The sequence below is a fragment of the Streptomyces sp. NPDC001536 genome (assembly GCF_042894505.1).
Taxonomy (GTDB): Bacteria; Actinomycetota; Actinomycetes; order Streptomycetales; family Streptomycetaceae; genus Streptomyces.
Genome location: NZ_JBIAVQ010000003.1, coordinates 260,212 through 272,850 on the forward strand (window position 1 = coordinate 260,212; position 12,639 = coordinate 272,850).

13 protein-coding genes are annotated in these 12,639 nt (G+C 70.7%); 6 read left to right on the plus strand and 7 right to left on the minus strand.

Annotated elements, in window-relative coordinates:
* Nucleotides 1-72: 72 nt before the first annotated feature.
* Complete coding sequence (locus ACFY0U_RS10140) at nucleotides 73-1,356, minus strand: adenylosuccinate synthase (protein ID WP_388633018.1); 1,284 nt, start codon at nucleotides 1,354-1,356, stop codon at nucleotides 73-75.
* 210 nt (nucleotides 1,357-1,566) lie between these two features.
* Here ACFY0U_RS10140 and ACFY0U_RS10145 point away from each other — a divergent pair, with 210 nt between their 5' ends.
* Nucleotides 1,567-2,418, plus strand: coding sequence for a diacylglycerol kinase (locus ACFY0U_RS10145; RefSeq protein ID WP_388633020.1), 852 nt, complete (start codon nucleotides 1,567-1,569; stop codon nucleotides 2,416-2,418).
* Between the two features lie 109 nt (nucleotides 2,419-2,527).
* Here the strand turns inward: ACFY0U_RS10145 and ACFY0U_RS10150 are convergent, their stop codons facing one another.
* A complete protein-coding gene (locus ACFY0U_RS10150; RefSeq protein ID WP_388633023.1) occupies nucleotides 2,528-2,977 on the minus strand; it encodes a hemerythrin domain-containing protein in 450 nt (149 codons plus the stop codon).
* A gap of 112 nt (nucleotides 2,978-3,089) precedes the next feature.
* On the opposite strand from ACFY0U_RS10150, the gene ACFY0U_RS10155 reads away from it, so the two are divergent.
* Nucleotides 3,090-3,506, plus strand: coding sequence for a DUF6086 family protein (locus ACFY0U_RS10155; RefSeq protein WP_388633026.1), 417 nt, complete (start codon nucleotides 3,090-3,092; stop codon nucleotides 3,504-3,506).
* Nucleotides 3,507-3,723: 217 nt separating this feature from the next.
* On the opposite strand, the gene eutC is transcribed toward ACFY0U_RS10155, so the two are convergent.
* Both eutC and ACFY0U_RS10165 read right to left on the minus strand, forming a co-directional pair.
* Complete coding sequence (gene eutC, locus ACFY0U_RS10160; protein WP_388633028.1) at nucleotides 3,724-4,482, minus strand: ethanolamine ammonia-lyase subunit EutC; 759 nt, start codon at nucleotides 4,480-4,482, stop codon at nucleotides 3,724-3,726.
* On the minus strand, nucleotides 4,479-5,858 hold the full coding sequence (locus ACFY0U_RS10165) for an ethanolamine ammonia-lyase subunit EutB (RefSeq protein WP_388633031.1): 1,380 nt from the start codon (nucleotides 5,856-5,858) through the stop codon (nucleotides 4,479-4,481). The genes eutC and ACFY0U_RS10165 overlap by 4 nt, the downstream gene beginning before the upstream one ends.
* A 150-nt stretch (nucleotides 5,859-6,008) precedes the next feature.
* Between ACFY0U_RS10165 and ACFY0U_RS10170 the strand changes: the two genes are divergently transcribed.
* Nucleotides 6,009-7,517 carry an APC family permease gene (locus tag ACFY0U_RS10170; RefSeq protein WP_388633034.1) on the plus strand — a complete coding sequence of 503 codons (1,509 nt, stop codon included), beginning with the start codon at nucleotides 6,009-6,011 and terminating at the stop codon, nucleotides 7,515-7,517.
* Here ACFY0U_RS10170 and ACFY0U_RS10175 read toward each other — a convergent pair whose 3' ends face one another.
* On the minus strand, nucleotides 7,518-8,015 hold the full coding sequence (locus tag ACFY0U_RS10175) for a GbsR/MarR family transcriptional regulator (protein ID WP_388633037.1): 498 nt from the start codon (nucleotides 8,013-8,015) through the stop codon (nucleotides 7,518-7,520). It abuts the gene before it with no gap.
* A 73-nt stretch (nucleotides 8,016-8,088) separates the two neighbouring features.
* On the opposite strand from ACFY0U_RS10175, the gene ACFY0U_RS10180 reads away from it, so the two are divergent.
* The 3 genes from ACFY0U_RS10180 (at nucleotide 8,089) to ACFY0U_RS10190 (ending at nucleotide 10,899) form a co-directional block, all read left to right on the plus strand.
* Nucleotides 8,089-8,988: an ATP-binding cassette domain-containing protein gene (locus ACFY0U_RS10180; protein ID WP_388633039.1), complete on the plus strand. Its 900-nt coding sequence runs from the start codon at nucleotides 8,089-8,091 to the stop codon at nucleotides 8,986-8,988.
* Nucleotides 8,985-10,553: an ABC transporter permease gene (locus ACFY0U_RS10185; RefSeq protein WP_388633041.1), complete on the plus strand. Its 1,569-nt coding sequence runs from the start codon at nucleotides 8,985-8,987 to the stop codon at nucleotides 10,551-10,553. Before ACFY0U_RS10180 ends, ACFY0U_RS10185 begins: the two co-directional genes overlap by 4 nt.
* Before the next feature lie 70 nt (nucleotides 10,554-10,623).
* Complete coding sequence (locus ACFY0U_RS10190) at nucleotides 10,624-10,899, plus strand: hypothetical protein (protein WP_388633044.1); 276 nt, start codon at nucleotides 10,624-10,626, stop codon at nucleotides 10,897-10,899.
* Here ACFY0U_RS10190 and ACFY0U_RS10195 read toward each other — a convergent pair.
* Nucleotides 10,882-12,084 (minus strand): cytochrome P450, encoded by a 1,203-nt coding sequence (locus tag ACFY0U_RS10195; protein WP_388633047.1) that lies wholly within the window; start codon nucleotides 12,082-12,084, stop codon nucleotides 10,882-10,884. The genes ACFY0U_RS10190 and ACFY0U_RS10195 overlap by 18 nt on opposite strands.
* Nucleotides 12,085-12,166: 82 nt before the next feature.
* Nucleotides 12,167-12,604: a VOC family protein gene (locus ACFY0U_RS10200; RefSeq protein ID WP_388633049.1), complete on the minus strand. Its 438-nt coding sequence runs from the start codon at nucleotides 12,602-12,604 to the stop codon at nucleotides 12,167-12,169.
* Between the last annotated feature and the right edge of the window lie 35 nt (nucleotides 12,605-12,639).

Genomic DNA, 12,639 nt, shown 5'->3' on the forward strand with positions numbered 1-12,639 from the left:
CTTCCGGAAGGAACCAGGAACAGGCCATGGGCCGGTCAAGGAAATCCTTGACCGGCCCATGCGTGACGCGTCCTAGATGAACGAGTTGATCTCGATCGTCTCGTCCCGGCCCGGGCCCACGCCGATCGCGGAGATCGGGGCGCCGGACATCTCCTCGAGCGCCTTGACGTAGCTCTGGGCGTTCTTCGGGAGGTCGGAGAAGGACTTCGCCTTGGTGATGTCCTCGGACCAGCCGGGGAGGGTCTCGTAGATCGGCTTCGCGTGGTGGAAGTCGGTCTGGGAGTAGGGGAGCTCCTCGACGCGCTTGCCGTCGATCTCGTAGGCCACGCAGACCGGGATCTGCTCCCAGCCGGTGAGGACGTCGAGCTTGGTGAGGAAGAAGTCGGTCAGGCCGTTGACGCGGGTCGCGTAGCGGGCGATGACCGCGTCGAACCAGCCGCAGCGACGGTCACGGCCGGTGGTGACGCCCCGCTCGCCGCCGATGCGGCGCAGCGCCTCGCCGTCCTCGTCGAAGAGCTCGGTCGGGAAGGGGCCCGAGCCGACACGGGTCGTGTACGCCTTCAGGATGCCGATGACCCGGCTGATCTTCGTCGGGCCGACACCGGCGCCGGTGCAGGCACCGCCGGCGGTGGGGTTCGACGACGTCACGAAGGGGTACGTGCCGTGGTCGATGTCCAGGAGGGTGCCCTGGCCGCCCTCGAAGAGCACGACCTTGTCGTCCTCCAGGGCCTGGTTGAGGATCAGGACCGTGTCGGCGACGTACGGCTTCAGGCGGTCCGCGTAGGACAGCAGCTCCTCGACGACCTGGCCGACCTCGATGGCGCGGCGGTTGAAGACCTTGGTGAGGAGCTGGTTCTTGCCGTCGAGGGCCGCCTCCACCTTCTGCGTCAGGATCGACTCGTCGTACAGGTCCTGGATCCGGATGCCCACACGGTTGATCTTGTCCGCGTAGGTGGGCCCGATGCCGCGGCCCGTGGTGCCGATCTTCCGCTTCCCGAGGAAGCGTTCCGTCACCTTGTCCACGGTCACGTTGTACGGCGTGATGATGTGAGCGTTACCGCTGATCAGGAGCTTGGACGTGTCGACGCCGCGCTCGTTCAGCCCGTTCAGCTCGGAGAACAGGACCGACGGGTCGATGACGACACCGTTGCCGATGACCGGAGTGCACTCCGGGGTGAGGATTCCGGAAGGAAGCAGGTGGAGGGCGTACTTCTGATCGCCCACGACTACCGTGTGGCCGGCGTTGTTGCCGCCCTGGTAGCGCACCACATAGTCAACGGATCCGCCGAGCAGGTCCGTCGCCTTTCCCTTGCCTTCGTCACCCCACTGAGCACCGAGCAGCACAAGTGCGGGCACGCGCGTACACCCCTTCCGGGCGGGGCATGTCCAAGGTCAGGGGCGTACGCGACACGGCCTTGTGCCTCGTACCCTGGCGACCTGCTTCGGCCACCGACGGCCGATGTCGGCCGTGAACCCGTCGGACCCGGATGCCCCGGAATAGACGAAGCCCCTGGCGCAATAGCGCAAGGGGCTCTTGCACAAAGATGCTACCCGAGGAAGCGAGGCATGACCGAGGTGGCGACTTCAGCGACTTCCGATCAGCTGCTGGTGGTCATCGATCCGGTTGCCCGCAGGACGGACGGGGAGTCCGTCAGAATCGCGAAAGACGTGCTCAGCGCGGGTGCGGCGGGGATGAAGGTGTGTCTGCCGGCGGACCCGGAGGAGTTCGCCCGGGTGCTGGCCCGGCGCGGCTCGCGGCGGCCGGTGGTCGTCGGCGACGACCGGGCGCTGCTGCGGACGGTGTCCCTGCTGCACCGGCAGCGGGAGCTGGCCGGATGTGTGCTGTCGGTCGTGCCGGTGGGCGGTGTGCTCACCGTCGCGCGGTCCCTGGGGGTGCCCATGGGCGCGGTGGCGGCGGCGCGGGCGGTCCTGGACGGGGCCGAACGGCGGCTCGACCTGCTCGTCGACGACAGCGACGGCGTGGTCCTCGGCGCGCTCCGGATCCCACCGCTCGCTCCGCAGGAGGAGCCGGAGGACGCCGGACGGCCCTGGCTGCGGACCTGCCAGTCCCTGGTCCGGACGCTGGTGCCCACCCGCCCGCTGCGCCCCGCCCAGCCGTCCCCCGTGACCGTCCCCTCCCGGCTGCGGGTCGAGGTGGACGGCGAGATCCTCGTCGACCTGGACCAGCCCGTGGAGGCGGTGTCCGTGATCCCCGGGGGTTCCGGGGCGGCGGCGGTGGAGGTGCGCCCGCTGTCGGTGGGCGCGGAGGCGTCCCCGCTGCTGGCCCGTGGGCGGCGAGTGACGGTCTCGGGCGCGGACTTCCGCTACCGGGCGGACTCGGGCGTGTGGGGGCCGGTACGGAGGCGGACGTGGACGGTGTGGGAGGGGGCGCTGGGGCTGACCTTGCCGGGGCGGTGAGGCGGACGTGGACGGTACGGGGGGGTGCATTGGACGGTAGGCGGGGCGTGGACCGTGTGGGAGGGGGCGCTGCGGCTGCCCCCGCCGGCGCGGTGAGGCGTACGGCCGTTCACGGGTGGGCCTCCGTCCACGCGGCCATCGCCCTGTTCCACTCCTCCCCCGACAGTGCCGTCAGCGAGGCCGGGAACAGGCCGTCCTCCTCCTTGGCGATGTGGTGGTGGAGTTCCTGGACCGCCTCGGTGAGCGTGCGGACGTCGGCCGGGTCGGTGAGGTCCAGCGAGGGCAGCAGCGCGGCGAGCTCGCGGTGCTCGGTGACGAGGGCGTCGATGTGGTCGGCGTACTCCGGATCGGCCCGCATCACCGCGAACAGCCCGTTCTCCTCACCCCGCCAGTGACTGTCGAGCTCCTTCACCATGGCCCCGACCAGCTCCCGGGCCCGCCCGGGCTCCCCGCGCGCCAGCGCCCGCAGGGCGTCCCCGGCGGCGTCGGTGACGCGCTCGTGCTCGGCGATGAACTCCTTGATGAGCGGGATGTCGCGGCAACCGCAGTAGTGGCACATGGAGGTGTTGTAGGCGAGCGGGAGCGCGGCGGGGCGCAGCGAAACGCGGATGCGGTGCCTCGTCCGGCCCGGCTACCGTGCCCGTCCGTGATCACGGCCGGGAGGGGCAGCCATGAGCCAGTACTTCGACATCGGTGACGAGACCCTCTGGAACCCCTCCAACGGGGCGGCCCGGCTGTTCCTGCGGTACGTGCGGCTGTACGAGGAGGAGCTGGGGGTGCCCTCGGGGTTCGGGCCGATGGAGAACGACGAGTGCGAGATCGACCCGGCGGTCTTCGGGGCGTACGTGGACGCGCTGCTGGAGCTGCACGACCGCACCCGGCACGGCATCATCGACGCGCTGTCCGAGGGGTTCGTGGCGACAGTGCTGGTGCTCGCGGAGCGGGCCGGCGTCGACGTGCGACGGCCGGTTGTCGCGGACGGGCTGGAGGGGCTGAGGGATGTGCAGGTGCCGCTGATCGACGCGGGGGAGAGGGCTGTACGGCTGCGGGAACGGGCGGACGTGCTCCAACGCCGGATGCCGCGCTAGGCGGACGGCTCGGCATCGGAAGCTTCTCGCCGAACGGGGGAGGTCAGTTCCGCGACGAAGGAGAGTGCTTCGCCGTCCAGGCGGTTGCTCGTGGTTCTGGAGGTTCGTCGATGGGTCGCGTAGATGTCGGGTTCGTAGGCACGCTCGTTCTCGACCCTGAAGCCAGGCGGCACCTTCAATTCGTCACCGGCGTCCAGCAGGTCCTTGAAATCGCTACTTAAAGCAGCTGCTCCCGTACGGACCCGTCGTCGATCTCGTCCTTCAGCCCCACCCCGGTAACCCCCAGCTCCCGCCCCCTCCTCATCAACCCCGCCAACTTCCCCGCCGCCCTCTCGTACGACAGCCCCAGCGGCGGCCGGATGTTGGAGAGGCAGTTCCGGTCGGCGTCCGTCGTCACCCCGGGCACCGGCCGGTACGTCAGGTACGCCCCCAGCGAGTCCGCCGCCGACATCCCCGGCCGCTCCCCCACCAGCACGACCACCATCTCCGCACCCATCGCGGACGCGACGTCGTCCCCCAGGGCGACCCGGGCCTGCTCGGCCAGCACCACAGGGGCGACTCGCCAACCGGAAAGCCGCGCGGCCGTCGCCCGCACCACCGCCGCCGCGTGCTCGTGCACCGCCCGGCTCGACAGCCCGTCCGCGACGACGAACACCACGTCCCACTCCCCCACCGGCAGATGCGCCCGGTCGGTCGCATCCAACCGGCGTCCCAGGTCCGGGCGTTGGAGATACGTCAGCCGGTCACCGGCCGCGCTGCGGACCCGTACCGTCGGCATCCCCGGCAGCCCCGCCGCGACCGTGTCCGGATCGAACGGCGAGTGCACCGCGTCCCGGGCGGCCGCGTGCGCGGTCTGGAGTTCCAGACGGTGCCGGGTCGGCAGTGCCGAGCCGGAGCGGCCGAGGCCGATGCGGGCCTGGGTGTGGCGGCGCAGGGAGATCCACAACTCGTCGTTTTCCAGGGTCACTTCACTCATGCCGCGAGCTCCCTTCCGATGGCCGTCAGTGCGTGGGAGCCGACCTCGCGGATGCCGCCGCGTTCGTCCAGCAGCCCCATCGACTCCAGCCACGCCTCGAACTCCGGCGCCGGGCGCAGGCCGAGGACCTCGCGGAGGTACAACGCGTCGTGGTACGAGGCCGATTGGTAGTTGAGCATGATGTCGTCGCCGCCCGGCGTGCAGATCACGAAGGAGGCACCCGCGACACCGAGCATGGTCAGCATCGTCGCCACGTCGTCGTCATCGGCGTCCGCGTGGTTGGTGTAGCAGATGTCCAGACCCATCGGCAGTCCGAGCAACTTGCCGCAGAAGTGGTCCTCCAGGGCGGCGCGGAGGATCTGGCGGCCGTCGTAGAGGTACTCCGGGCCGATGAAGCCCACGACCGTGTTCACCAGCAGGGGGTCGTAGCGCCGCGCGACCGCGTACGCCCGTGCCTCCACGGTCTGCTGGTCCACCCCGTGGTGCGCGTCGGCGGAGAGCGCGGCGCCCTGGCCGGTCTCGAAGTACATGACGTTGCGGCCGACCGTGCCGCGTTCCAGTTTCAGGGCGGCCTCATGGGCCTCGTCGAGCAGCGCGAGCGTCACGCCGAAGGAGGCGTTGGCCGCCTGGGTGCCCGCGATCGACTGGAAGACCAGGTCCACCGGGGCGCCGCGCTCCATCAGGTCCACGCTCGTCGTGACATGGCACAGCACGCAGGACTGGGTGGGGATCGCGTACCGCTGGATCACCCCGTCGAGGAGGTCCAGCAGGTCCCGTACCGCCTTCGGGCTGTCCGTCGCCGGGTTGATGCCGATGACGGCGTCCCCCGATCCCAGCAGCAGCCCGTCCAGCAGGGCCGCCGCCACGCCCGCCGGGTCGTCGGTCGGGTGGTTGGGCTGGAGCCGGGTCGCGAGCCGTCCGGGCAGACCGATCGTGGACCGGAAGGCCGTCACGACCCGCACCTTCCGCGCCACGGCGACCAGATCGGCGTTCCCCATGAGCTTGGAGACGGCCGCCACCATCTCCGGGGTGAGCCCGGGGGCGACGGCCGTGAGCGCGGGGGCGTCGGCCGTCAACAGCCACTCCCTGAACTCACCCACCGTCAGCCCAGCCACCGGCGCGAAGGCTTCCGTGTCGTGGGTGTCGAGGATCAGCCGGGTCACGTCGTCGGTCTCGTACGGGATCAGCGGCTCGGTCAGGAACGTCGTGAGCGGCACCTCGGCCAACGCCCAGCGGGCCGCGACCCGTTGCCGTGCGCTCGTCGCCGCGAGCCCGGCGAGATGATCGCCGGAGCGCTCGGGGCTCGCGGCGGCGAGGAGGCCGGTCAGGGAGTCGAAGCGGTGGCGTTCGCCGCCGAGGGTGGACGTGTAGCTCATGCCGGGGACCGTACGAGCCCCATATTGCCGACAGATTTCTAAAGGTCTGGTTGACAAACATTTAACGCCCCGAGACCCTTGGCCGACTCATTTCGCCTACAGAGTTCCGGTCCAGCACACCAGCACACCAGTAGGAGAGGGGCCATCTCGATGGCAGTGGACGAGGGAGTCGCCCCGGCGGCGAAGACAGACGAAGGCGGCACCGTCCACCGGTTGAAGCCCAATGCCATCGGCCTGCTCGGCGTGGTCTTCATGGCCGTCGCGACCGCCGCGCCGATCACCGCGATGACCGGCAACGTGCCCTTCATGGTGTCGGCGGGCAATGGCATCGGCGCCCCGGCGAGCTACCTCGTCGCAATGGTCGTACTGGCAATCTTTTCCGTCGGCTTCACCTCGATGGCGAAGCACATCACCTCCACCGGAGCCTTCTACGGCTTCATCTCCTACGGCCTCGGCCGCACGATCGGCCTCGCCTCGGGTCTGCTCGCGACCTTCGCGTACGTCGTCTTCGAGCCGGCGCTGATCGGCATCTTCTCGACCTTCGCGACGGAGACGCTGAAGGACCAGACCGGGGTCGACGTCCCCTGGTGGGCGTTCGCGGTGCTGATGCTCGCGATCAACGCGACCGGCACCTGGTTCGGCGTCTCGGTCGCCGAGAAGCTGCTCGTCGTGCTGCTGGCCACCGAGGTGACGATCCTCGCCGCGATGGCGATCTCCGTGGCCTTCCACGGCGGCGGCCCCGACGGCTTCAGCCTCGACCCGGTCAACCCCGTCAACGCCTTCCACGGCACCAGCGCCGGGCTCGGGCTCTTCTTCGCCTTCTGGTCGTGGGTCGGCTTCGAGTCGACGGCGATGTACGGCGAGGAGTCCCGCAACCCGAAGAAGATCATCCCCAAGGCGACGATGATCTCGGTCCTCGGCGTCGGCGTCTTCTACGTCTTCGTCTCCTGGATGGCCATCACCGGCACCGGCGAGGCGAACGCGGTCAAGGTCGCCACCGAGAACCCCCTCGCCCTGTTCTTCAACCCCACCGAGCAGTACGTCGGCCACTGGGCGGTCGTCGTCATGCAGTGGCTGATGATCACCGGCTCGCTCGCCTGCGGCATGGCCTTCCACAACTGCGCCGCCCGCTACATGTACGCGCTGGGCCGCGAGGGCGTGCTCCCCTCCCTGAAGAACACCCTCGGCCGCACCCACGCCCAGCACGGCTCGCCGCACATCGCGGGCCTGGTCCAGACCGTGGTGACCGCCCTGCTGCTGATCGCGTTCTGGGCGGCGGGCAAGGACCCGTACACCGGTACGTACGTCCTGCTCGCGATCCTCGGCACCATGGCCATCCTGATCGTGCAGGCGGTCTGCTCCTTCGCGGTCCTGGTCTACTTCCGCAAGAACCACCCCGAGAGCCGCCACTGGTTCCGCACCCTCACCGCCCCGCTCCTCGGCGGCGTCGCGATGCTCGCGGTGGTCGCGCTGCTGGTCTCCAACATGAGCGCGGCGGCGGGCACCGAGTCCGGCTCCCTGGTCCTGAAGGCGACACCGTGGCTGGTGGCGCTGGTGGCGGCGGGCGGCATCGGGTACGCGCAGTACCTGAAGCGGCGGTCGCCGGAGCGGTATCTGCTGCTGGGGCGGACGGTGCTGGAGGAGACGAAGGAGCGGTAACTACTGCTCGCCGAACATCCGTTGGCGGTGCACCCGCCACCGCTCCATCATGGCCGAGACCTCGCCGTCGAGAAATTCGAAGAAGGCGAGCGTCTCGGCCATGCGGCGTCCGGCCGGTGTCTCGGCGCCGAGGCTGGCGACGCCCTCCCGCAGGGCCGCCTCCCACCGCTTGAGGACGGCCTCGCGGTTGGTCAGCGCCTCGTACCACTGGTCGCCCTGCACCCGGTAGCGCTCCCGGCGCGAGCCGGGCTCCCGCTCGCGCGCCACCATGTGCGTCTGGGCCAGATAGCGCACCGCTCCGGACACCCCCGCGGGGCTGATCCGCAACTGGTCCGCCAGCTGGGCGGAGCTCAGCGCGCCCTCGTCGGACGAGAGGAGGGCGGCGAAGACCCGGGCGGGCATCCGCGGCATCCCGGCCTCGACGAGCTGCGCCGCGAAGGACTCGACGAACTTCGAGACCGCCTCCGTGTCCCGCTCACCACCAGCTGCTTCCGTCATGCGGCCATCCTATCCGGGCTTCATATGCTTCCTTAACTTCACAAATTTCTGAAAGAAGCGTACGTTCGGAAACATGACGAAGGCCATCAGCGTCTCCGGGCTCCACAAGGCGTTCGGCACGACGCACGCACTCGACGGACTCGACCTGGAGGTGGAGACCGGCGAGGTCCACGGCTTCCTCGGCCCGAACGGCGCCGGCAAGTCCACCACCATCCGCGTCCTGCTCGGCCTGCTGCGCGCCGACTCCGGCGCCGCGCAGGTGCTCGGCCGCGACCCGTGGGCGGACGCGGTCGAGGTGCACGGCAGGATCGCGTACGTCCCCGGCGACGTCACCCTGTGGCGCAACCTCTCCGGCGGCGAGGTCATCGACCTCTACGGCAGGCTCCGGGGCGGTCTGGACAAGGGGCGCCGGGCCGAGCTGATCGAACGCTTCGAACTGGACCCCACCAAGAAGGGCCGCACCTACTCCAAGGGCAACCGCCAGAAGGTCGCCCTCGTCGCCGCGTTCGCCTCGGACGTGGACCTGCTGATCCTGGACGAGCCGACGTCGGGCCTCGACCCGCTGATGGAGGAGGTCTTCCAGCGCTGCGTCGAGGAGGAGCGGGACCGGGGCCGTACGGTCCTGCTGTCCTCGCACATCCTGAGCGAGGTCGAGGAGCTCTGCGACCGGGTCAGCATCATCCGCCAGGGCCGTACCGTCGAGACCGGTTCGCTCGCCGACCTGCGCCACCTCACCCGCACCAGCGTGACGGCCGAACTCGCGGGCCCGCCCAACGGGTTGGCACGACTGCCGGGCGTCCACGACCTCGACGTACAGGGATATCGCGTCCGGTTCCAGGTGGACACCGACAAACTCGACGCCGTACTGCGCTCGTTGAGCGAGTCCGGCGTGCGCTCCCTGACCTCCACCCCGCCCACGCTGGAGGAGCTGTTCCTGCGGCACTACCAGGAGGAAGAGGCGACGGCCCGATGAGCACCCTCGCGGGCACGGGCGTGCTGCTGCGCTTCTCCCTGCGCCGCGACCGGGTGACGGTCCCGGTCTGGGTCGCGGTGAACGCGCTGATGGTGCTCTCCATGCCGAGCAGCCTGAAGAACCTGTACGGCACCCCGGCCGAACGCGCCGACCTCATCCACCAGGTGTCCGCCAACGCCTCCTTCCGCGCCCTGATCGGACCGGTCTTCGACACCTCGCTGGGCGCGCTGACGGCCTGGCGCGTCGGTGTGTACGCGGGGCTGCTCGCGGCCGTGACGAGCCTGCTGATCGTCGTACGGCACACCCGCGACGAGGAGGAGAGCGGCCGCCACGAACTGGTGGCGTCCGGGATGGTGGGCCGCAGGGCCACGCTGACGGCGGCGCTGCTGGCGGCGGGGGTCGCCAACGCCGTACTGGCACTGCTGGTCACGGCGGGCCTGGCCGGCCAGGGCGTCACCGGAGCCCTGGCCCTCGGCCTCGGGATCGCCGGGGTCGGCATGGTCTTCGCCACGACGGCCGCGATCGTCGCGCAGCTGACGGAGAGCGCGCGGCTGGCGCGGGGCCTGACGGCCGGGGTGCTGGGCGCGGCCTTCGTCCTGCGGGCGGCGGGCGACTCGGCGACGGACGACGGCGGTTCGGCCCTGACCTGGCTCTCCCCGCTGGGCTGGCTGGAGAACCTGCGCCCCTACGCCGACGAACGCTGGTGGGTCCTGGCGCTGTTCGCCGCCGCGGTCGCCGTACAGGGGGCGGTGGCCTACGGGTTGGCGGGCCGCCGGGACGTCGGCATGAGCTTCCTGCCGACCCGCCCGGGACCGGCGGTGGGCCGTCTGAACAGTGCGGGCGCGCTGGCCTGGCGGTTGCAGCGGGGCGGTGTGTACGGCTGGAGCCTCGCCTTCTTCCTCGTCGGTGTCGTCTACGGCGGCCTGACGGACGGCGTGGCCGACCTGGTCGGCGACAACGCCGGCGCCCGCGAGATCTTCGAGCGGATGGGGGGCCAGAACGGTCTGACGGACGCGTTCCTGGCATCGATGGTCGGCATGATGGGCCTCGTCGCGGCCCTGTACGTGGTCGGTTCGGTGCTGCGGCTGCACGGCGAGGAGACATCGGGCCGCGCGGAGCCGGTGCTGGCGAACGCGGTGGGCCGCCTGCGCTGGGCCGCCGGCCATCTGACCGTGGCCTTCGGCGGGGTCGTCCTGCTCATGCTGCTCACCGGCCTGGGCTTCGCCGTGGGCTACGGCAGACAGGTCGGGCCCATCCTCGGGGCGTGCCTGGTCCAGGTGGCCGCGGTGTGGGTGATCGGCGGCCTCGCGGTCGCGCTGTACGGGCTGCTGCCGCGCCTGGCACCGGCGGCGTGGGGCGTCGCGGGCGCGGTCCTGCTGATCGGCTGGGTCGGACCGGCGCTGGACGCTCCGCAGGCGGTGCTGGATGTGTCGCCCTTCGGGCATCTGCCGAAGCTGCCCGGTGGGGAGATGAGTTGGGGTCCGGTGCTGGTGCTGGTCGGGCTGGCGGCGGTGCTGGTGGCCGGTGGGCTGGCGGGGTTGCGGAGGCGGGACATGACGACGTGACGGGGCGGGCGGACCGGCACCTGCTCCTCCCGTGAGAACCGCGGGAGGAGCCAGGCGCGTCCACCTGGGCATGGCACAGCGGCGGGGCCCCCGGGATCGACGGAACGCGGTGACGTGCGGCGGCTGTCTGCTGTCGGCGGTCGGCGCGCTGGTGGCGACCTTCGTGTGGGCCGCCTCGCCCCGCACCGCACGTCATCTGGGCGGCGGCTTCGAGGGCGAAGGCACCGACTACGGCGCCGCCCTCGTCGAACTCCCCCTCGCCGCCCTCGCCGGAGCGCTCGTCCCGGCGCTCGTCTCCCTCGTGATCGCGTACCTGGTGGGCCGGCGGTCAGACCCCCACCGCTAGCCCTTCCAGCCCCCTGATCACGAAGTTCGGCTTCCGCTGCGGCTCGGCGGCGAGGGCGAGCGTCGGCGCCTTCTCCAGCAACGCCGTCATCGAGGCCGCCAGCTCGATACGGGCCAGCGGGGCGCCGATGCAGTAGTGGATACCGGCGCTGAAGGAGATGTGCGGGTTGTCCTTGCGGGTGAGGTCGAGCCGCTCGGGGGCCCGGAAGACGGCCGGGTCGTGGTTGGCGGAGCCGAAGAGCATCGCGACCTCCGCACCCCTGGGGATCGTGGTCCCGTCGATCTCGATGTCGTCCAGCACCCAGCGCTCGAAGAGCTGGAGCGGGGTGTCGTAGCGCATGAGCTCTTCGATCGCGGACGGGATCAGGGCGTGGTCCGCGCGGAGGGCGGCGAGCTGGTCGGGGTTGCGGAAGAGGGCGTACCAGCCGTTGACGGTGGCGTTGACCGTGGCCTCGTGTCCCGCGTTGAGCAGCAGGACACAGGTCGAGATCATCTCCTGCTCGGTGAGCCGGTCGCCCTCGTCGTGGGCGGCGATGAGACCGGAGATCAGATCGTCGCCGGGGTTCTCGCGGCGCTCGGCGATCAGCTCCCGCAGATAGTCGGAGAACTCCACCGACGCCCGCACCGCCCGCGCCGCCACCTCCTGCGGCGGGTTCAGCTCGTACATCCCGCAGATGTCCGCCGACCAGGGACGCAGCGGCGCCCGGTCGGCCTCCGGGATACCCAGCATCTCGGCGATGACGGCGACGGGGAGCGGCTCGGCGACATCGGTGAGCAGATCACCGCCGCCCTTCTCGACCAGCTGGTCCACCAGCTCACCGGCCAGCCGGGCCACATACGGCTTGAGCTGCTCCACCGTCCGCGGTGTGAACGCCTTCGACACCAGCCGCCGGATCCGGGTGTGGTCCGGCGGCTCCAGGTCGAGCATCCCGTGGTCGTTGAGCGTGTGGAACGGCTCGTGCTCGGCGGGAGGCGCCGTCCGCCCGAAGTCCTCGTGCGAGAACCGGTGCTGATACGTCCGCCCCAGCCGCCGCTCCCGCAGCAGCGCCGACACATCGGCGTGGTGCGTGACGAGCCACTGCCGCGTGGGCTCGTAGAACTGCACGCGGCCCCTGGCACGCAGGTCGGCGTAGGAGGGGTACGGGTCGGCGAGAAACGCCGGGTCCCACGGGTCGAAGGCTGCCATGGACGGACGTTAGACCGACAGCGCCCCTCCTGACCAGGGGTGTCTCAGCGGATCACCGGCGCGGCGCGGCGGACGGTGACGATCAGTCGCCGGTGCCGAAGTCGGGCAGCGTGACCGTGCCGTCCTCGGCGAGCGGGAAGCCCGGATTGTGGGCGACCTCCCAGGCGTGGCCGTCCGGATCGGTGAAGGCACTGGAGTAGAACCCGATGGCGTTCACCGCGGCCGCCTTGGTGACCGTCCCGCCGGCCCGCTCCACCACGGCGAGCAGCTCGTCGACCTCCGCCTCGGAGCGCACGTTGTGCGCGAGGGCGATCCCTCCGAAACCACCCGGCGGCCCGGCCTCCAGCCCACAGTCCTCCGCCAGCTCGTCCCTCCCCCACAGCACCAGTCCCAGCCCGCCCGCCTGGAAGAAGACGGTCTCCTGGACCTCCTGGCCCCGCCATCCGAGAGCCTCGTAGAAGGCCTTGGCCCGGCCGAGATCGGAGACACCGAGGGTGATCAGAGTGACTCTCTGTTCCATACCTGGATGGTAGGGACCGCCGTCCGCCCGCGACA